This window comes from Micromonospora parva (genome assembly GCF_000718515.1).
Taxonomy (GTDB): domain Bacteria; phylum Actinomycetota; class Actinomycetes; order Mycobacteriales; family Micromonosporaceae; genus Micromonospora; species Micromonospora parva.
On sequence record NZ_JNZS01000007.1, the window covers coordinates 1 to 18,691 of the forward strand.

The window sequence follows — 18,691 nt, forward strand, 5'->3', positions numbered from 1 at the left end:
GCGCTGGTGCGACGCCCACCACATCCACCACTGGGCCAACGGCGGCACCACCAATCTCGACAACGCCGTCCTGCTCTGCGGCCACCACCACCGACACCTCCACCACAGCGACTGGACCGTGCGACTGGCAGGCGACGGCCACCCCGAGTTCGTACCACCGGCCTGGCTCGACCCCGAACAACTCCCCCGCCGCAACCACTACCACCGACGAACATAAGAGCAGCCAGCCGAGAACGATCACCGCCTGCCAGGTCGGCACGCCAGAAGCGAGCGGAAAGACCGAAGCGCCGACCGACACCCGCCTGTACGCCTGCCGACCGGGCCGAACAAAGAGCTGCCGGTGGTGACTCACGAGGGGCGGAAAGACCGAACCGCCGAGCGACACCCGCCCGTACGCCTATCGACCGGGCCGAACAAAGAGCTGCCAGTGGTGACTCACGAAGGTTTGCCGTGCCGGTGCGCGACCGGCTCGCGGGCGGACCTCCATGCACCAGTCCTCCGCGAACGCTAACGCGAGGGCGTGGCGGTTGGACGCGGTGCCGGAGGTCATCGACGGCACCGATGCGTACCTGACATGACGGCTACTGTCGGTAATCCAGTTGACCTCAAGCTTGGGTGAGGTCCTAGCCTCCGGTATCGGAGGTAATGCATGAGCATGGAAGTTACCGCGTGGATGTCTCTGCACCACGCGATGAACGCGCAGGATGAGCGACCGCTGTCCCGCGCGACCTTGAAACGGATCGCGGAGTTCGCGCGGCCACACCGCGCTCTGATCATCAGGTTCCTGCTGCTGAGTGTGGTGACGGCGGTTCTCACCGTGGCGGCGCCGGTCCTCGCGGGTCGGGTGGTCGACGCGATCGTCGACGGCGCCGAGAGTGGCGTCGTGATCCGGTTGGCGGTACTGATCGCGGTGATCGCCCTCGCCGAGGCCGGGCTGGGTCTGGTGACGCGGTTCCTCTCCGCCAGCATCGGTGAGGGGTTGATCGTCCAACTGCGGACGGCTGTCTTCGACCACGTTCAGCGCATGCCGGTGGCGTTCTTCACGCGGACCCGTACGGGTGCGCTGGTCAGCCGCCTGAACAACGACGTGATCGGTGCGCAGCGGGCCTTCAGCGACACCCTGTCGAGTGTGGTCGGCAACGCGGTCACGCTGATGCTGACGTTGGGCGTGATGCTCACCTTCTCCTGGCAGATCACGTTGCTGGCGCTGGTCCTGCTGCCCATCTTCGTTCTCCCGGCCCGCCGGATGGGTTCGCGGCTCGCCCGGTTGCAGCGGGAGGCCGCCGAGCACAACGCGGCGATGAGCACCCGGATGACGGAACGCTTCTCCGCACCCGGGGCCACCCTGGTCAAGCTGTACGGGCGGCCGGCCGAGGAGTCCGCGGAGTTCGCGGCGCGGGCACGTCGGGTCCGGGACATCGGCATCCGCGCCGCGATGCTGCAGTGGGTCTTCATCACCGCCCTCACCGTCGTCGGCTCGCTGGCGCTGGCCCTGGTCTACGGGTTGGGCGGTCTGTACGCGTTACGGGGCAGCCTCGACGCCGGAACGGTGGTCGCCCTCGCGCTGCTGCTGTCCCGCCTGTACGCCCCGCTGACCTCGCTGGCCAGTGCCCGCGTCGAGGTGATGAGCGCGCTGGTGAGCTTCGAGCGGGTGTTCGAGGTGCTCGACCTCAAGCCGCTGATCCTCGACAGGCCCCATGCCCAACCCCTCCCGGAAGGGCCGGTCGCTGTCGAGTTCGACGACGTCCGGTTCGGCTACCCCGCAGCGGACAAGGTGTCGCTCGCGTCCCTGGAGGACGTGGCGAAGCTGGACACGCGCGGCGGTGAGGAGGTGCTGCACGGGGTGTCGTTCCGCGCCGAAGCGGGGCAGATGGTGGCGCTCGTCGGCTCCTCCGGGGCGGGCAAGTCGACGATCGCGCAACTCGTGCCTCGCCTGTACGACGTCGAGGACGGTGCGGTGAAGCTCGCCGACGTCGACGTACGCGAACTGTCGGCCGAGTCGATCCGGACGGCACTGGGCGTGGTGACCCAGGACGGGCACCTCTTCCACGAGAGCATCCGCGCCAACCTGGCGTTCGCCCGGCCGGACGCGACCGAGGACGAGATGTGGGAGGTGCTCCGGCGCGCCCGACTCGACGACCTGATCCGCTCCCTTCCCGACGGGCTCGACACCGTTGTCGGCGAGCGCGGATACCGGCTGTCCGGCGGGGAACGGCAACGGCTCACCATCGCGCGACTGCTGCTGGCCCGTCCGCGCGTGGTCATCCTCGACGAAGCCACCGCGCACCTCGACTCCACCTCGGAGGCGGCGGTTCAGGAAGCCCTCGCCGAGGCCCTGACCGGCCGGACCAGCGTGGTCATCGCGCACCGGCTCTCCACCATCCGGGCAGCCGATCAGATCCTCGTCGTGGAAGCCGGGCGCATCGTCGAACGCGGGCGACACAGTGACCTGCTCGCGGCCGGCGGTCGCTACCACGAGTTGTATCGCACCCAGTTCGCGGACCAAACGACGGCCCAGGAGGACCCGCCGGCCTCGCAGCACCCCCCGGCCCAGGAAACGCCGGCCCTGGAGCAACCGACGGCCCCGAACCAACCGACGGTCCAGGAGCAGCGCGTCGGGCTCTGACGGCCCTCGCCCACCTGAAACAGCCGCGGCAGCCCGCCCCTCAAGGACGGTCTGAAACAGCCGCGGCGGTCCGCCTTTCAAGGACGGCCTGAAACAGCCGCGACAGCCGGCCATCCGTCACGGACAGGCCGGAACGCCTGGGTCGCGAGGCGCCGGGTGAATCGGCAGCGCCGCCCGACCCGGAAGGCACTCCGGGTCGGGCGGCGGCCGATCGACCGTCGTCTCAGTCGTTGTCGTTGCCGTCATCGTCGTCGTTGTCGTCATCGTCGTCGGCGTCGTCGTCGGCGTCGTTGTCGTCGTCGTCGGCGTCGTTGTCGTCGTCGTCGGCGTCGTTGTCGTCGACCGGCTCCTGCTCGGCCTTGATCACCGACCCGTTGTCCCGGTCGACGTCCACCTCGTGCTCGGTGTCGCCCGCGACGATCTCGACGCTCCACACCGGCCGGCCGTTCTCCTGTTCGGCTTCGACCTCGACGATCTGGCCGCCGCCGGCCTTGGCGAGCGCGATCTCACCGGCACGCGTCTCGTCGACCGCGCTGCCCGCCGGCGCGCTACCGGTCGACGGCGTACCGGCCGACGGCGTACCGGATGGGGTACCGGACGACGGCGTGCCGCTCGACGGCGTACCCGACGGGGCCGACGGGGTGTCGGTGGTCCCCGGCGCGTCGGTGGTGCTGGGTGCGACGGTGCCCGTGGGGGCGACGGTTGCCGCGGCGAGCGCCGTGCCGCCGGTCCGCGAGTCGTTCGCGGCGGTGACGCCGAGCGCGACCCCGGCCACCGCCAGCACCGCCGACCCGCCGACCGACGCCAGAAGCAGATTGGTGCGCTTCATCGTGGTGTCCACCTTTCCTCGGTTGTCGACTCCGAGGATCGGTCAGGTTGGGATAGCACCGCGCTGTCCGGACGCTAAGGCCGGGTTAAGCCGAGGATCCCGTACCGCCCTCTCGGGACTGCGCGTCGGCTTCGAGCGGTCAGAGCGCCATCCGCATGAAAACGTCGGCGCGGGCGTACGGCGGCAGCGGGATCTGTTCCGGATCGACGTGCTGGAAGCCGACACTTTCGTAGAGGTGCACGGCGTTCGCAAGCTTGGTGTTGCTGCCCAGGAACAGGGTGGCCGCGCCGAGCTGGCGGGCGCGCGCGATCGCCAGCTCGATGAGCTGACGGCCGATGCCCCGGCCGCGGGCCGCCGGGGCCACCGCCATCTTCGACAGTTCGAAGACCTCCGCCGAGCTGCGGATCAGTGCGACACAGCCGACGATCTCCCGGCCGTCCCGGACGATCAGCACGTCACCACCCGGGTCGACGATGGCCGAGAACGGGTCGTCGAGCGTCTTGCGGTCAGGCTCCTCAAGGGCGGCGAAGAAGTGGGAGATCCATTCTTCGTTCAACGTCCGGAAGGCCGCGGCCTCCTCGGCGGTCGTCATGGACGTGACGGTCAGCGTGCTCGGATTCATGGTTCGATTCTCTGAGCCCGCTATCCGAACGTCCAATATCTTGTTCCGAACAATCTATATCCTTGGCATATGGATCCTGAACTGCGCCATCTGCGGTACTTCGTCGCGGTCGCCGAGGAGCTGCACTTCGGTCGGGCCGCGGCACGGCTGCGGATGGCCCAACCGCCGCTGTCGCAGCAGATCCGCCAGCTGGAGGCGATGATCGGTACGCCGCTGTTCGCTCGTACCTCCCGGTCGGTGACGCTGACGCCGGCGGGTGAGGCGTACCTGATCCGGTGCCGGCGGGTGCTGGCCGCCGTCGCCGACGATGTGCACGAGGCGGGCCGCATCGGCCGTGGCGAGCAGGGACGCTTCGACATCGGCTTCGTCAGTTCGGCGATCCAGCTCGGACTGGCCGGGCCGATCCGTCGGTTCCGGGAACACCATCCGGCCGTTCACCTGCGTCTGCACGAGGCGTTCACGGCGCAGATCGTCGACCGGCTGTTGACCGGCGAGATCGATGTCGGCGTGGTCCGGGACGCGGACGACCACGACGACCTGGTCGGCACCACATTCGCCACCGAGACCTTCGTCGCCGTCCTGCCGGCCGACCACCCGCGCGCGAAAGACCCCAGCATCGACGCCGCGCTGCTGCGCGACGACCTGTTCGTCTTCTTCCCCCGGGTGGCCGGCGAGCGGGCCTACCAGCGCAACCTTCGACCGTGCCTGGACGCCGGCTACACACCGCGCGTCGTCCAGGTCGCCAGCAGTTGGAACACTCTGGCGCACCTGGTCGCAGCCGGCCTCGGGGTCACGATCGCGCCGGCGAGCATCTCCGCAGTGGTGCCCCCGCCGGTGGCGGTACTGCCGTTGACCGGCACCGGGGCCACCACGGAGATGCGGATCCTGCGCCGCCGGGATGACGACCGGATCACTTCGACGAGCTTCGGGGCCGTAGGGCAGGTGCCCTGACCTCGACGGCACAAGAGCAGCGTCGACGGCACGGCAGGGGCGGATCCGCCCCTGCCCGGCTACCCTCGCCGGTTGAGCTCCGCCTCCAGTCGCTGGACGAGCGTCTTGCGGTCCTTGCTGGCGCGCTCGTTACGCAGCGCGGTCTTCAGCTGTCGCGTGTCGAGGCCCCGGACCAGCTTGGTCGCTTCCGCGACCGACATCTCCGACATCCGGCCGGCCGTGGTGGCGTCCCGACGGGCGCGTTTCGCCGGCCCGGTGTTGGCGACGTACTGCCTGCCGGATCGGGACGCCTCGCGCTTCTTCGTGTCGGTCGCGCGTCGCTGGCTCTCCGACATCTCCTCCCAGGCCTTCTTGGGCAGGTAGCGACTCGTCGTGCCGTCCTTGCGCGCCCGGGTGTCGCCCTCCTTCGTCTGCCATTTCTCGTTGCCCCAGCGCTGGAGCGACTTCTGCCGCTCGTCCTTTTCGCCCAGGAATCCGCCGCCGCGTTTCTTGTACTCCTGAGTGACCAGCTGCGACTTGCGCGCCGACCACTGCCCCGGCCGGCCGCCCTTGTCGGAGGCCTTGATCTCTTCTTTGATCTGCTCTCGGAGCTCGGGTTTCGTGTACCGCGCCATGACTGGCAGCTACCCGGCGCCGCACCGGCTATGCGTCCCGCGGCGACGCCGGAGGCCCGAGTCGGAGGAGCACCTGGGCGCCGCCCGTCGGTCCGGTGCGCACCTCCAGCCGACCGCCGGCGGTCTGCGCGGCACGCCGGGCGATGTCCAGGCCGAGGCCGGTGGACCCGGCGGCGCTCGCGCCCCGCCGGATCGCCCCGGCGGGCATGCCCGGGCCCTCGTCGGCGACGGTGAGCACCACCTCGCCCGCCTCGCGCGCGAGCCGGACGGCGAACGGCGTGCCGTCGGGGGTGTGCGCGAAGACGTTGCCGAGCAGGGCGTCCACGGCCGCCGTCAGGTTGTCGGCGGCCACACCGACGGGAAGCGGGCCGGGCGTCAGGTCGAGGGTGACGGCCCGGCCGGTGTCCTCGGCCAGCACCGACCAGAACGCGACCCGGTCGGCGACGATCGCCGCCGCGTCCGAGGCGGCCGGCTGCGCCGCCGGGTTGTGCCGCCACCGGGCCTGCCGGATCAGCCCGGTCACCGCGCGTTCGAGCCCGTCGGCGGCGGCGGTGATCCGGGCGGCGTCGTCCGGGTCACGCAACGACTCCGCCTCCAGGCGCAACGCCGTCAGCGGCGTCCGCAGCTGGTGCGACAGGTCGGCGACCTGTTCGCGTTCCTGCACCAGGAGCACCTGGATCCGGCTGGCGAGATGGTTGAGCGCGCCGGCCACCTCACGCAGTTCGGGGGGACCGGCCGGCGTGACCCGGGCGTCCAACTCGGCGTTGGCGAGCCGGTGGGAGACGGCCGAGAGGTCGCTGATCGGCCGGACCAGGGTGCGCGCCAGCCGGTCGGCGACCGCCAACCCGATCAGCACGAGGATCACGCCGAGCAGCGCCAGCACCAACCAGGCCCGGGTCACTCCGGCGGTCAGCTCGTGCTGCGGTACCGCGATCCGGATCACCCCGGTGCCGTCCGCCCGCCCCTGCACGGCGATGACCACCTCCCGGCCGGCCGCCGACTCCCCGGTGAGGCTCTGTCCGCGCGCGGCGAGGGCCACCGCCGGGGTACGCGGTGTCTGGGCGCCGAGCACCGTGCCGTCGGGCAGGAAGACGCTCACCGGTCGCCCGGACTCGGCGGCGAGCTGCTCGACGGTGAGCCGGATGGTCGCCGCGTCGGCGGTGCCGACCACCGGCACCAGGCTCTGCGCGTCGGCGGTGGCCCGAACGGTGGCCCGGTCCTCGGCGACGGTGCGGACCAGCAGCGCCAACGGCACCAGGAACGCGATGAGGGTGAGGACGCTGACCGCGGCGACCAGCAGCGCGAGGCGGGCCCTCACGGCTGCGCCGCCGGGGCTTCCAGACGCACCCCGACACCCCGCACAGTGTGCAGGTAGCGAGGCTGCTGGGCGTTCTCCCCCAACTTGCGACGCAACCAGGACAGGTGCACGTCGACGGTCTTGTCGGCGCCGCCGTACGGGATCTGCCAGACCTCGGTGAGCAGTTCGCGTTTGGTGACCACCTGGCCGGGTCGGCCGGCGAGGTGGTGCAACAGGTCGAACTCGCGGGGTGTCAGCTCGACAGCGGTCCCGTCCAGTGTGACCTGCCGGGCGCGGGGGTCGACGCGGAGCCCGCCGACGACCAGCGTCGGGTCCTGCCCGTCGGCGCCGGAGGGGCCCCGGCGCAGCACCGCGCGGGCGCGGGCGTCGAGCTGCGCCGCCGTGAACGGCTTGACCACGTAGTCGTCGGCGCCGGCGTCGAGCACCCGGACGATCTCGGCCTCGTCGTCGCGGGCGGTGGCCACGATGACCGGCACCGAGCTGACCGCGCGCAGCATCCGCAGCAACTCGCGGCCGTCCAGGTCGGGCAGGCCCAGGTCGAGGACGACGAGGTCGGGTCGGTCCTCCAGCGCGTCGCGGAGCCCGGCCATCGCGGTCGAGGCCGCGGCCACCGCGTGGCCGCGTTCGCGCAGGGCCCGGATCAGCGGGGTACGGATCGTCAGGTCGTCCTCGATGAGCAACAGGCGGGCCACAGCTGGCAGGCTAACCGCTGTCAGTGGCAGCGAGGCGCACGTTAACCGTGCCTTAGCGTTCGGATGTGCCAACCACAAGGCCGGATCGGGGATAGTCAGGCAATGGGCCGTCGTTCGATCCTCATCGCCACCGGGTGGGTGGCCACCGCCGCCGTGGCCACAGTGATCGGGTTGGGCGCGATCCGGTTGGTGGGTGAGAGCATCACCGGCACCCCGGGTGGGGTGCGCAGCGCGGCGGAGATCGAACGGGCGCTCGCCTCACCAGAGCCGGCGCCCACCGGCGCGACGGGCAGCGCCTCGGCCGCGCCAGGCACGACAGGCCCCACGCCCAGCGCCAACTCCGGGGCCCGTCGGGGGTTCGCCACCGACGGGGGCACGGCCGTGGCCGAGTGCGGCCCCGGCGGCGTACGCCTCGTCTCCTGGGCGCCCGCTCAGGGTTACCGGGTCCGCGACGTGGACCGGGGCCCGGACGACGACGTCGAGGTCACGTTCCAGGGGGCGGCCCGGGAGTACGAGTTGAAGGTGCGCTGCATCGGCTCGGAACCGGTGGCTGTCGCCGACGAATGACGACCGGCGAGCAGTCATGGTGCGGGGCACGGCGGGCTCACCGGCGTTGCAGGGCGTCCACCAACCGTCGGAGGGTCGCGCGGGCGTCCTCGAGATCACTGAGGCTGAGGCCGGCCCGGTCCACGGCGTCCCGGCGGTCAGCGTCCGAGCGTTCCAGTAGGCCGGTGAGTGTGGCCCGGCCCGCTTCCGTGAGTGTCACGAGTGGCGCTCGGCGGTGATCCGGGTTGTCGTGCAACTCCACCATTGCGGCACGGGCCAGGTCGTCGACCACCCGCTGCACGCTCTGTCGGGCCAGGCCAAGTCTGCGCGCCGCGCTGGCGACGGTGCGGGAGCCGTCGGAGAGCACGCTCATCACGTGCCATCGCGCGGCAGTTTGCCCCTCTGCTCGGGCGAGCTGCTCGCTTGAGCGCCGAGACTCGCCCGCCAGTTCGTACACGTCCGCCATCAGCAGCCGGTACGCGTCGACCCGTTCCCGATCCGTCACGGACGGCATAGTACCAAACATTGACAGCCTACTACCCGAATGACAGCATGCTGTCATGATTCTTCGACTGTGGAGCGGATGGACCGAGCCCGCTCACGCCGACGCCTACGAGCGGTTGCTGACACAGGACATCGCGCCCGCGATCCTCGCCCGGGGCGTGGACGGGCTTCGGGAGCTTCGGGTTCTGCGTCGCTCGCCGCAGGAGCTGGACCCCGCCACGGGCAGCGAGTTCCTCACCGCCATGACATTTTCCGACTTCGCCGCGGTGTCAGCCTTCACCGGTGGCGATCCGTCAACGTCCGTCGTCCCGCCAGCCGCCCGCGACCTGCTCGGGCGCTTCGATCGGCGGTCCCGGCACTATCTGAGTCGTGCGGTCTTCCGCGACGGCGCCGGGAGCACCACGCTCGGATGAGCTGTCCGTCGCCTCACTGACCCGTTGGCTGCTCGCGGTCGGCGTCTCGGCCGAGGGCGACCATGCGCAGGGTCTCCTCTCGGCGACGCACGAGCAGCACCCCGGCCAGGAAGGTCACCGGCCCGACCAGCACCAGCATCGCCCACTGCGCCGGCACCAGGGGGATGGCATGTCCCATGTGCATGGTCGAGGTGACCCAACCGGCGAGGGTGCTGTCGATCACCAGGGCGAGGGCCGCCACCGGCAGGAGCATGACGACGATCCGCCGGCGCACCCCCGGGCTGAGCGTGGCCACCGCGACCACCATGGCCAACGCGGCGAGCGCCAGGCCCGCGACGTAGAGCCAGAGCACCAGCTCACTGCTCGACTCAAGGTCGTAGAAGACCTGGTAGGACACCCCGCCGACGACGCTGAACGCGGGACTGGTCACCCGGTTCGTCACCAACAGGGCGACCACCGCGACTGGCGCGAGCAGCAGCGCCAGCAGTCGGCGTACGCCCAGCACCGCGATCGCCCGGCGACGCGGCACCGGGACGGTGAGCGCTGCGGCAGCCACCACGGCGAGGGCGAACTGCGGCAGCGTGTCCACCACGTACGTCGGGTTGTCAGCCGTCTGCGGGGCGACGAGCGCGCCCCAGCCGACCACGCCGGCCCAGGCCAGACCGGCGGCGACCCAGCGCCACCCGATCAGCACCGCCGCGCAGACGCCCGCCCAGCCGGCGACGCGCAGCCAGTCGACGAGATCCGGGCGTGCCGACCCGAACCCGGGCGGCAGGCTCCGGGTGAGGACGAGCTGGTCGAGCAGCGCCTTTGCGGCGAGGGCCAGCAGCACGACCCCGACCAGCAGGCCGGTCACCGTCGCCGCGTCCGCCCAGCTCGGCTCGGTGAACCCCCGTGCGCCCACCCGCAGCCGCGCCCGCAACCCCGCCCCGACCAGATTCCGCGCCTCGGCGGCGGCGGGTCGCCGCTGGCCCGGCCGCGCGCCGGCGAGGAGCACGGCCAGCATCTCGTCCTCGTACAGCCGGCGGTGTTCCCATGGGTAGACGGCCAGCAGCCGCCGGTAGCGGCGCTCCAGATCGTCGCCGCTCACGCCGCGCCCCCGTCGGTGAGCAGGCCGCCGCGGCGCAGCCGCACCCGGGCGGCGTCCGCGTTGTGTCGCAGCCGGGACGCCTCTTCGCTGAGCCGCCGCGCGCCCAGCGCGGTGAGGCGGTAGTAGCGGCGCAGTCGTGACTGGACCACCTCTTCGCGCTCGACCTCGATGAGACCGTCGGCGCGGAGCCGATCGAGGACGGCGTAGAGGGTGCCGGCGCGCAGCCGCACCCGGCCGTCGGAGATGCGCAGCACGTCCTCGGTGACGGCGTACCCGTGCAGGGGCGCCTCGGCGAGCGCGGTGAGCACCAGGAACGTCGGTTCCCGCAGTGGAGCCTCAGCCATGCCAGGAGCATATACAGATTGCCGGTATATACAAAAGGGAGACAGGACGTGGCCGGCACGGATCACCGTGCCGGCCACGTCACCGATGGTGGTTCAGCTGGTGTACGCCTCCACCTCCCAGAGCGAGTGGCCGTAGCCGGTGCCCCGGGCGGTGCCGTAGATCCGCAGGTAGCGGCCGTTGGCACCGAGACCCGCGTGCTCGTCCACCCCGCCGTCGGCCCCGGTCACCGTCTTCACAGTGGTCCAGGTGGTGCCGTCGTTCGAGGTCTGGATCTGGTACGCGCTGCTGTACGCGGCCTCCCAGCTCAGCTTGACCCGGCCGATCGCGGTGGCGCTGCCGAGGTCCACCCGGATCCACTGCGGGTCGGAGAACGTGCTCGACCAGCGGGTGCTGAGGCTGCCGTCGACGGCCTGGGCGCCGGAGACGTCGGCCCCCTCGTTGCTGGACGTCGTCGTCGGCTTGTTGCGCAGCAGGTTGCCGCCGGTCGGGCTGCCGGTGCCGCCGTACACCTCGAACTCGAACAGCGAGTAGCCCCAGGCGGTGCCCCTCGTGGTGCCGAGCAGGCGGACGTACCGGCCGGACCCGCTGAGCCCGGTCAGGTCGTCCACCCCGCCATCGCCACCGGTCACCGTACGGATCGTGGTGAAGGTGACACCGTCCGGCGAGGTCTGGATCTGGTATCCGCTGCCGTACGCCGCCTCCCAGGTCAGCTTGACCCGGTTGATGGCGTACGTGGCACCGAGGTCCACGTCGATCCACTGCGGGTCGCCGAAGGCGCTGCCCCACCGGGTGCCGGCCACGCCGTCGAACGCGTTGCCCGCGACGAACGCGCCCTCGAAGCTGGACGCTCGCGCCGGCTTGCCCCGGGCCAGGTTGGTGCCCGGCTCAGGGTCCGGATCCGGGTCGGGGTCCGGGTCCGGCCCGGGACCGCCGGGGCTGGTGGACAGGGTGAACTCGTCGATGTCGAAGTACGGGCCGGTGCCCTTGAAGACCAGGAACAGGGTCCGGGTGCCGGTCACGGCAGTGATCCCACCGGTGACAGTGGCGAAGGTGGCGTACCCGCCGGTGGGTGTGACGGTGGCCGAACCGACCAGCGGGCCGGTGGGCGAGTCGACCCGCAACTCCAACGTGCCGCCACCGCCGGCCGGTGCGCCGACCCGGGCGCTGAACGACTGGACGCCGGTCAGGTTGTACGGGCGGAACGAGATCCAGTCGTTGTTGTCGACGTAGCCGACCGCCGCCCCGCCGTGCCCGGCCGCCCCGGCGACGATCTGGACGCCGGACGAGTCACCGAAGTGTTCCGCCTGGCGGACCCGGGGTTGCAGCACCGCCTGGGTGTGCGTGGTCAGCGCCGGCTGGCCGCCCCCGCCCAGGTCGGTGTATTCGGCGTCGATGATGCCGAAGATGTTCGCCGCTGTGTCGTGCTCGCCGTCGGCCGAGGTCTGGATGACCCCGGTGCAGCCCTGCACACTGCCCAGTTGGTGGCCGTGCGAGTCGTGGCCGAGCACGTAGTTCACCTTCACCCGGGCGCAGTTGACCGCGCCGTCCTGGGCGTCGGTGACGGTGACGGAGAACGGCACCGCGTCGCCGAAGGTGAAGGTCTGCCCGTTCAACGGGGTGTTCACGGTGACCACCGGGGCGCTGTTGCCGACCGTGACGACCACGCTCGCGGTGGCCGTCTTGCCGGTGGTGTCCCGGACCGTCAGCGTCGGGCTGCGGGTCCCGTTGGTGGTGTACGTGAAGCTCGGGTTCGCGGCGGTCGAGTCGGTGGTGCCGTTGTTGTCGAAGTCCCAGGCGTAGGTGAACGGGTCGCCGTCCGGGTCGAGGGTGCCGGCCGAGGAGAACGCCACCGTCAGCGGCGCGGTGCCGCTGGTCGGGGTCGCGGACACCTTCGCGACGGGCGCTCTGCCCTCACGGGCGTACTCGATGCGGTAGAGCGCCGAGTTGGCGTCGCCGTTGAACCAGCCGGTGCCGTAGTCGAGCACGTAGAGCGCGCCGTCCGGGCCGAACTCCATGTCCATGACCTGCGTGCCGGTCCACGGGAACGGATTGATCTTCAGCGGTTGGCCGGACGCGTCGAGCTTGATGTTCTTGATCCAGCGCCGGCCGAACTCACCGGCGAAGTAGGTCCCGTCGTAGTACTGCGGGAACGCCACGGGCGAGGTGTTGTTCGGGTCGTACCGGTAGACCGGCCCGCCCATCGGCGACAGGCCACCGCCGGTGAACTCCGGCGGCGACCCGGAGCCGCCGTACGGCAGCCAGGCCGGGATGGCCGGCGGCAGCTGGGTGATGCCGGTGTTGTTGGGTGAGTTGTTCACCGGCCCGCCGGCGCAGTCGAACTTCGGCCCGGACGGCCCGGACGGGAAGGTGTAGTCGTTGTAGGCGTCGTTGCGGGCGGTGCAGTACGGCCAGCCGTAGAAGCCGGGTCGGTCGATGCGGGCGAACTCGACGTTGCCGGCCGGTCCCCGGTTGGGGTCGGCGGTGCCCGCGTCGGGGCCGTAGTCACCGAGGTAGACGATCCCGGTGGCCTTGTCCACGCTCATCCGGAACGGGTTGCGGAAGCCCATCGCGTAGATCTCCGGGCGGGTCCGCGCGGTGCCCGGGGCGAACATGTTGCCGGCCGGGATGGTGTACCCGCCGGCCGCGCTCGGCTTGATCCGGAGGACCTTGCCGCGCAGGTCGTTGCTGTTGGCCGAGGTGCGCTGCGCGTCGAACGCCGGGTTGCGCCCGGCCCGCTCGTCGATCGGGGTGAAGCCGGCCGAGTCGAACGGGTTGGTGTCGTCTCCGGTGGACAGGTAGAGGTTGCCGGCCGCGTCGAAGTCCATGTCACCGCCGACGTGGCAGCACATCCCCCGGCTGGTCGGCACGTTGAGGATCAGCGTCTCGCTGGCCAGGTTGATGGTGTTGTCGGCGTTCACGGTGAACCGGGCCAACCGGTTGACGCCGTCCCAGGCGGCGAACTGGGCCGGGGTGCCCTCGGCGGGCGCGCCGCCGCCGGGGGTGCTCAGTGGTGGCGCGAAGTAGGCGTACACCCAGCGGTTGGTGGCGAAGTTGGGGTCGGCCTTGATGCCCTGCAGGCCCTCCTCGTCCCCGGTGTAGACCGGCAGGGTGGCGGCGATCTTGGTGTTGCCGGCGGCGTCGGTGTGCCGGATCACGCCGTTGCGGCTGGTGTGCAGCACGCCCCGGTCCGGTAGGACGGTGAGACTCATCGGCTCACCGGTCTCGGCCGCCCCCTTGGCCAGCTCCACCTGCTGGAAGCTGCTGGTGACGGTGGGGCCGCAGTCGGCGTCGACAGCGCCGGCGGCGGTCCGGATGCCGCCGAGCAGGTGCTGACGGAAGGCCGCCTCGGTGTACGACGCGTCGGTATGCCCCAGGCCGGTGTACCAGGCCCGACCGCCGGAGTAGTTCTGGCACCAGGAGATCGGGTGGTCGGCGCCCATGCTCCCGCCCGAGTAGGTGCTCTCGTCCAGGGTGGCCAGCACGTGCGCGTTGCCCCGGGGGTTGGTGCGGTAGTTGTACAGCTCGTCGAACCGGCTCCACCGCTGCGGCAGCGTGGCGGTCGACGGGTGCACCTGGTCGGCGACCTTCACGGTGACGGTCTGCTCGGCCGGGTGCGAGGCGAAGTACGCCCCGACCAGCCCCCCGTACCACTGCCAGTCGTACTCGGTGTCGGCGGCGGAGTGCACGCCCACGTACCCGCCGCCGCCGGTGATGTAACGCTCGAACGCGGCCTGCTGGGCGGCGTTGAGCACGTCGCCGGTGGTGGACAGCCAGATCACCGCGGCGAACCGGTCCAGGTTGGCGTCGGTGAACTGACCGGCGTCCTCGGTGGCCTCGACGGTGAAGCCGTTGGCGGCGCCGAGTTGCTGGATCGCCGCGATGCCGGGGGTGATGGATCCGTGCCGGAAGCCGGCGGTCTTGCTGAAGACCAGCACGGTGAAGGGCGCGGCGCTGGCCGTGGGTGGCGCGGCGACGATGCCGCCCGCCACGAGGATCGCGCTCAGCGCGAGGCCGAGCCACGATCTCAGGGATCTGCGCACGGTGGGGTCCTTTCGCGGTGCGGGGACGGCGTGCGCCGATCACGCCTGGCGGTGGTGGGACGAGACATGCGAATGCATCGTTGCGTCCGGATCACTGGCGCGTCAAGCACTTCAGCAGCATCCGTGAGAGCGTTATCTCCGCAGGTCAGCCGCGACCGTACGGAGTGAGATCGAATAACGGTTTTCCGGCCGCGAACCGCACCCCGGCTCGTCGGCGACGGTCGCGATGGAGGCCGCAACAGTGCTGTGGTCACGCGGTTTAGGCAAGGCTGGCCTATCCAGAACATCCCGAAAAGGGACAGCTGACAGGGAGTTGTCATGTCGAGGCCGGGTATGGGGATGACCACCGACGAAAGGGACGCCGCCATGACCGACATGCTGGAGATGCCGCGGGTACACGAGTGCACGGTCACCGACTGCGGTTACAACCACGACGGCTGCCACGCGTTCGCCATCACCATCGGGCAGCAGAACGCCAGTTGCGCCACCTTCATCGACACCTCGGCCAAGGGTGGGCTGGACCGCGTCATCGCCCAGGTCGGCGCCTGCAAGCGGGCCGACTGCCAGCACAACGCCGAGCTGGAGTGCCACGCACCGTCCATCCGGGTGGGTCCGGGCCAGGACATCGCGGACTGTCAGACGTACCAACCGCGCTGAGACGACCACCACCGCGGGCGGGGGCGGCCGGCGAGACTCAGCGGCCGCCCGCCACCAGCTCGGCGATCATCCCCTCGCAACTGCGGACGACGACCTGAGCCCCGCGCCGTTGCGCCAGCGGGAGCAGCGGATCCTCCGCGCGGTCCCGCCATCGCCACTGTGCCTCCGAAGCGACCTCCCAGAGCCGGCGCACATCGGCCTCATGCTCGACACCGAGCCGGGCCGCGAGGCCCACCCCGTCCCCGCCGACCAGCCGCTGCGCCTCGGCGGCCAGCTCCGCGTCGAACCCCAGCCGGGTGTTGCGCAGCGCCACCAGCAGGCGCAGCTCCCGGAACTCGTGCGCACCGGCGAGGATCTGCTCCACCGCGCCGACCAGCTCGGCGGATCCCCGGGTGGGCTCGGACCGCAGCAGCGCCTCCACCGCGGCCAGCGCGGACCGGGCCTTCAGCGCGTCGCGGCGATCGATGAAACACCGGGTCACCGACTCGCGCAGCTCGGTCAGACCACTACGCCGAATCAGTTCGGCGGACAGCTTGACCCGGCTGTCGAACCCGCTGCGCACCAACGTGGCCGCCAGCCGGACCCCGAAGACCCCGAACCGACCCAGCAGCGCGGCGCGCACCTCGGTGTCCAGCCGTACCGGCAGCTCGCCGTGGAGAAAGCGGTCGGCGGAGATGAGGTGGACGTCCAACTCCGCCCGGGGCACCTGGGCCACTGTCGCGAGCGCGGCGAAGTCCGACTCACCGAGCATCCGGCCCGCCAGGCCGATCATCGCGCTGCATGCCACGACGTTGACGCTGAGCGCGTTGACCCTCGGGTCACGGTGGTGCCGCCGGGCCAGCTGCCGGGCCGTGAGCAGGCCGTCGATGCGGCCCCCGCCGGTCTCGTCGGCCCGGGACAACACCATGATCACATTGACCGGGGCGGACTGACCGACAGCACTGTCGCGTGCGGACTCCAGCACCCGCAGATCGCTGTCGCGACAGTCGCGGGTCAGGTACAACACCGCGTCCGAATCCCGCAGCACCCGCTCCAACACCGGCGACCGGTCCTGCTCGGCGCCGCTGCTGACCGCCGGGGTGTCGATCAACGTGATCTGTCGCAGCGCCCGCGTCGGCCACCGCACCACGATGTCCCGGACCTCGCCCGTACCCCAGCCCAGATCCACCCGCAGCCCGGTCGCCGACTTCACCACCGCCAACTCCTGCGGTGGCTGCCCGACCGGGTACGCGATCGCCCGCGGCGCTTCGCCGTCCTCGTACCAGGTGAAGGCGCCGTCCGCCCGCTCGACCGGCGCGACCTCCTCGCCCATCAACGCGTTCAGCACCGTTGACTTGCCCGATCGCCACGGGCCAACGACGGCGATCCGCAGCGGTTGCTCCAACCGGGCCACCTGATGCCGAAGCTCCGCCACGGCCCGGGGATTGTCCTGGTACAGCTCGATGGCCTGGTGCAGCAACCCCCACGCCGCCTCGTCCAGGCGCACCCCCACCGTCATGCCTGCGGCTCCAGCAGCAGCGGGGCCGAGCGGGCGCCGGTCAACTGCTGGGCCTGCTCGTAGAGCGCGGCCAACCGGGTCATCTTCAGCCGGATCTCGCGTTGCCGCTGCTCGCGCACTGAGGCATCGGTGTCGGCCTCCTGCTTCGCGCTGCGGAACGACTGCACGATGGCCTCCTGGAGTTCCTCGGTCAGCCCCGTGAAGTGATCCCGCAACATCCGCTGCACCTGCCGGGCGGCGTCACGGCAGTCCCGGACGATCCGGACGAAGAAGTCGTCGACATGCCGCTGGATGGCCGTCTTGACGGTGGCCTGCCGCCGACGCAGCAACTGCTTGCTCTCGTCGCGGATGCTCTTGCCACCGAAGAGCGCCCCGATGCCGACCGAGACCGGGTTGATCATCGGCATCCCGGCCAGGGTGGTCGCCAGCCCGAACATCAGCATGCCGCCGTACGAGCCCTTCATGCCGGTGAACAGCTTCTGGCCGGTGGTGAACCGGTCGATCATCGGCCGTTGCAGCTCGGGCAGTCGCTCGCCCATGTCCTCCGGCATCGTCATCGACCAGGGCGGCAGCACGTCGTAGCCGTACCTGTCGAAGTTGGCGGCCACCCGCCGGGCGATCCAGTCGCAGCGCTGGATCAGCCACTCGTGGTTCGTCTCCGCCGCCTCCACCAGACTTCGCTCCAGCCACTCCTGGAACGTGTCCCAGGCGACCAACGGGTCCGCGGTGTCGAACGCCTCGTCCACCGCGCGCAGGATCTGACGGGTCCGGTCGCGCAGGTCGTACTCGAGGTCGGCGAGCAGGTCGGTGATCTCGTCGGTCAGTGTGTTCTGCCACCGGGTGGAGCACCGGCGCAGTTCGTCGACCTCGCGCTGCGCCGCGTGCAGCCGGGCGATCGGCCCGGACTGCTCCTCTTCCTCCTGGGTCGCCAACTCGGCGCGCAGCGGCGCGGCCAACTGTTCCACCACCGTGCGGGCCACCGTCTGCACCGCCGCTCGGGCCAGGTGGTCGGCCTTGCCGGCCCGGTCGCGTTGCAGGCGGGCGATCAGCGCCGGGAAACCGGACTCGGCGTTGAGCGCGTGGTCCTCGGCCGCGGCGGCGCGCAGTCGCAGCGCCGCGGACACCGGGATCAGCGTTGCCGGCACCCCCGCCTCGGCCAGGTGCTGCCGGTTGCGCTCAGCGACCGTACGCCAGTCCGCCACCAGGTCGGTCTTGCTCTGCACCACCACCACGTTCGGATGGGACCGCATGATGTGCAGCAGCATGTTCAGCTCGGCGACGGACAACTCCCGGGTCGAGTCGGACACCAGCAGCACGGTGTCCGCGCGGTTGAACGCGGCGACCGGGGCGGCGGCGCCGAGACCGGCGACCTCGTCGGTGCCGGGAGTGTCCACCAGCACCACCCCGGCCCCGAGCAGGGCTCGCGGCAGCCCGATCTCGACGTAGGCCGGGCCGCCGCCGGGCCGACGCCCGACCAGGCCGGCCACGCTCGCCGCGACCTGGTTGAGCGCCACCGGGGTCCGCTCGATGGTGACCGTGGCGGCGCCGGTGGCCTGGCCCGGGGTCGGTGGCGGCGCCTGGGCCACCGCCGCGGCGGGGGCCTCGGCGTGCCGCACCACTGTCGGCAGGACGGTGGTCCGGCCGTCGCCGACCGGGCAGGCCGGAGCGTTGATGATCGCGTTGATCAGCTGACTCTTACCCTGGTTCGGCTCGCCGATGACCAGGACACGCAGTGTCGGATCCAGCAGTTGCGCACGCTTCTGCCGCACCGTCTGGAGCAGGTCACCGCGACCGTGTGCAGTGCACGTGCGGGCGATCTCGTCCAGCACGTCCAACCAGATCCCGGCCATCACCGCACCAAGTGTGCGGATTTCGGCTCAATTATCAAGAGGGACCGGATGTGGAACCGGAAGGGGCCGGATCGCCCGAGACGATCCGGCCCCTCG

The 18,691-nt window shown here is 71.1% G+C and carries 16 protein-coding genes and 1 pseudogene; 6 read left to right on the forward strand and 11 right to left on the reverse strand.

The window, feature by feature from the left end; translation table 11 throughout:
• Window positions 1–217: pseudogene (locus IF22_RS35345) on the forward strand (HNH endonuclease); the annotation flags it as partial.
• A 432-nt stretch (window positions 218–649) separates the two neighbouring features.
• Window positions 650–2,626 (forward strand): ABC transporter ATP-binding protein, encoded by a 1,977-nt coding sequence (locus tag IF22_RS0109565; protein WP_425339843.1) that lies wholly within the window; start codon window positions 650–652, stop codon window positions 2,624–2,626.
• A 223-nt stretch (window positions 2,627–2,849) separates the two neighbouring features.
• Here the strand turns inward: IF22_RS0109565 and IF22_RS0109570 are convergent, their stop codons facing one another.
• Both IF22_RS0109570 and IF22_RS0109575 read right to left on the reverse strand, forming a co-directional pair.
• The gene (locus IF22_RS0109570; protein WP_051708358.1) at window positions 2,850–3,455 is read right to left on the reverse strand and encodes a PepSY domain-containing protein; all 606 of its coding nucleotides are present in this window, start codon (window positions 3,453–3,455) and stop codon (window positions 2,850–2,852) included.
• A gap of 139 nt (window positions 3,456–3,594) precedes the next feature.
• Entirely contained in the window at window positions 3,595–4,077 is a 483-nt protein-coding gene (locus IF22_RS0109575) for a GNAT family N-acetyltransferase (RefSeq protein ID WP_030330434.1), read from the reverse strand.
• Between the two features lie 69 nt (window positions 4,078–4,146).
• Here IF22_RS0109575 and IF22_RS0109580 point away from each other — a divergent pair, with 69 nt between their 5' ends.
• Window positions 4,147–5,028: a LysR substrate-binding domain-containing protein gene (locus IF22_RS0109580; protein ID WP_030330435.1), complete on the forward strand. Its 882-nt coding sequence runs from the start codon at window positions 4,147–4,149 to the stop codon at window positions 5,026–5,028.
• A gap of 59 nt (window positions 5,029–5,087) precedes the next feature.
• On the opposite strand, the gene IF22_RS0109585 is transcribed toward IF22_RS0109580, so the two are convergent.
• The 3 genes from IF22_RS0109585 to IF22_RS0109595 are packed head-to-tail and all read right to left on the reverse strand — an operon-like array spanning window position 5,088 to window position 7,652.
• Window positions 5,088–5,642, reverse strand: coding sequence for a DUF5872 domain-containing protein (locus tag IF22_RS0109585; protein ID WP_030330436.1), 555 nt, complete (start codon window positions 5,640–5,642; stop codon window positions 5,088–5,090).
• 28 nt (window positions 5,643–5,670) lie between these two features.
• Window positions 5,671–6,960: a sensor histidine kinase gene (locus tag IF22_RS0109590; protein ID WP_030330437.1), complete on the reverse strand. Its 1,290-nt coding sequence runs from the start codon at window positions 6,958–6,960 to the stop codon at window positions 5,671–5,673.
• Complete coding sequence (locus tag IF22_RS0109595) at window positions 6,957–7,652, reverse strand: response regulator transcription factor (RefSeq protein ID WP_030330438.1); 696 nt, start codon at window positions 7,650–7,652, stop codon at window positions 6,957–6,959. The genes IF22_RS0109590 and IF22_RS0109595 overlap by 4 nt, the downstream gene beginning before the upstream one ends.
• A gap of 102 nt (window positions 7,653–7,754) precedes the next feature.
• Here IF22_RS0109595 and IF22_RS0109600 point away from each other — a divergent pair, with 102 nt between their 5' ends.
• Complete coding sequence (locus IF22_RS0109600; protein ID WP_030330439.1) at window positions 7,755–8,219, forward strand: hypothetical protein; 465 nt, start codon at window positions 7,755–7,757, stop codon at window positions 8,217–8,219.
• A 37-nt stretch (window positions 8,220–8,256) separates the two neighbouring features.
• Here IF22_RS0109600 and IF22_RS0109605 read toward each other — a convergent pair whose 3' ends face one another.
• Window positions 8,257–8,703 (reverse strand): MarR family winged helix-turn-helix transcriptional regulator, encoded by a 447-nt coding sequence (locus IF22_RS0109605; protein ID WP_209444520.1) that lies wholly within the window; start codon window positions 8,701–8,703, stop codon window positions 8,257–8,259.
• A 55-nt stretch (window positions 8,704–8,758) separates the two neighbouring features.
• Here IF22_RS0109605 and IF22_RS0109610 point away from each other — a divergent pair, with 55 nt between their 5' ends.
• Window positions 8,759–9,115 carry a hypothetical protein gene (locus IF22_RS0109610; RefSeq protein WP_030330441.1) on the forward strand — a complete coding sequence of 119 codons (357 nt, stop codon included), beginning with the start codon at window positions 8,759–8,761 and terminating at the stop codon, window positions 9,113–9,115.
• A gap of 13 nt (window positions 9,116–9,128) precedes the next feature.
• Here IF22_RS0109610 and IF22_RS0109615 read toward each other — a convergent pair whose 3' ends face one another.
• The 3 genes from IF22_RS0109615 to IF22_RS0109625 all read right to left on the reverse strand — a co-directional run bounded on the left by IF22_RS0109615 (window position 9,129) and on the right by IF22_RS0109625 (window position 14,590).
• The gene (locus tag IF22_RS0109615) at window positions 9,129–10,205 is read right to left on the reverse strand and encodes a hypothetical protein (RefSeq protein ID WP_030330442.1); all 1,077 of its coding nucleotides are present in this window, start codon (window positions 10,203–10,205) and stop codon (window positions 9,129–9,131) included.
• Window positions 10,202–10,549, reverse strand: coding sequence for a PadR family transcriptional regulator (locus tag IF22_RS0109620; RefSeq protein ID WP_030330443.1), 348 nt, complete (start codon window positions 10,547–10,549; stop codon window positions 10,202–10,204). Before IF22_RS0109620 ends, IF22_RS0109615 begins: the two co-directional genes overlap by 4 nt.
• A 93-nt stretch (window positions 10,550–10,642) precedes the next feature.
• Window positions 10,643–14,590 (reverse strand): ThuA domain-containing protein, encoded by a 3,948-nt coding sequence (locus tag IF22_RS0109625; protein ID WP_030330444.1) that lies wholly within the window; start codon window positions 14,588–14,590, stop codon window positions 10,643–10,645.
• Between the two features lie 366 nt (window positions 14,591–14,956).
• Between IF22_RS0109625 and IF22_RS0109630 the strand changes: the two genes are divergently transcribed.
• Complete coding sequence (locus IF22_RS0109630) at window positions 14,957–15,247, forward strand: DUF1540 domain-containing protein (RefSeq protein ID WP_030330445.1); 291 nt, start codon at window positions 14,957–14,959, stop codon at window positions 15,245–15,247.
• A 37-nt stretch (window positions 15,248–15,284) separates the two neighbouring features.
• Here IF22_RS0109630 and IF22_RS0109635 read toward each other — a convergent pair whose 3' ends face one another.
• A complete protein-coding gene (locus IF22_RS0109635) occupies window positions 15,285–16,745 on the reverse strand; it encodes a P-loop NTPase family protein (RefSeq protein ID WP_030330446.1) in 1,461 nt (486 codons plus the stop codon).
• Window positions 16,742–18,595, reverse strand: coding sequence for a dynamin family protein (locus IF22_RS0109640; protein ID WP_030330447.1), 1,854 nt, complete (start codon window positions 18,593–18,595; stop codon window positions 16,742–16,744). The genes IF22_RS0109635 and IF22_RS0109640 overlap by 4 nt, the downstream gene beginning before the upstream one ends.
• Window positions 18,596–18,691: the final 96 nt, after the last annotated feature.

What these genes read in the sequence shown, in the direction of transcription:
- IF22_RS0109630 (WP_030330445.1), top strand. Translation starts at nt 14,957, where the DNA reads ATGACCGACATGCTGGAGATGCCGCGGGTACACGAGTGCACGGTCACC.
- IF22_RS0109580 (WP_030330435.1), top strand. Translation starts at nt 4,147, where the DNA reads ATGGATCCTGAACTGCGCCATCTGCGGTACTTCGTCGCGGTCGCCGAG.
- IF22_RS0109640 (WP_030330447.1), bottom strand. Translation starts at nt 18,595, where the DNA reads ATGGCCGGGATCTGGTTGGACGTGCTGGACGAGATCGCCCGCACGTGC.
- IF22_RS0109600 (WP_030330439.1), top strand. Translation starts at nt 7,755, where the DNA reads ATGGGCCGTCGTTCGATCCTCATCGCCACCGGGTGGGTGGCCACCGCC.
- IF22_RS0109635 (WP_030330446.1), bottom strand. Translation starts at nt 16,745, where the DNA reads ATGACGGTGGGGGTGCGCCTGGACGAGGCGGCGTGGGGGTTGCTGCAC.
- IF22_RS0109585 (WP_030330436.1), bottom strand. Translation starts at nt 5,642, where the DNA reads ATGGCGCGGTACACGAAACCCGAGCTCCGAGAGCAGATCAAAGAAGAG.
- IF22_RS0109575 (WP_030330434.1), bottom strand. Translation starts at nt 4,077, where the DNA reads ATGAATCCGAGCACGCTGACCGTCACGTCCATGACGACCGCCGAGGAG.
- IF22_RS0109620 (WP_030330443.1), bottom strand. Translation starts at nt 10,549, where the DNA reads ATGGCTGAGGCTCCACTGCGGGAACCGACGTTCCTGGTGCTCACCGCG.
- IF22_RS0109610 (WP_030330441.1), top strand. Translation starts at nt 8,759, where the DNA reads ATGATTCTTCGACTGTGGAGCGGATGGACCGAGCCCGCTCACGCCGAC.
- IF22_RS0109570 (WP_051708358.1), bottom strand. Translation starts at nt 3,455, where the DNA reads ATGAAGCGCACCAATCTGCTTCTGGCGTCGGTCGGCGGGTCGGCGGTG.
- IF22_RS0109565 (WP_425339843.1), top strand. Translation starts at nt 650, where the DNA reads ATGAGCATGGAAGTTACCGCGTGGATGTCTCTGCACCACGCGATGAAC.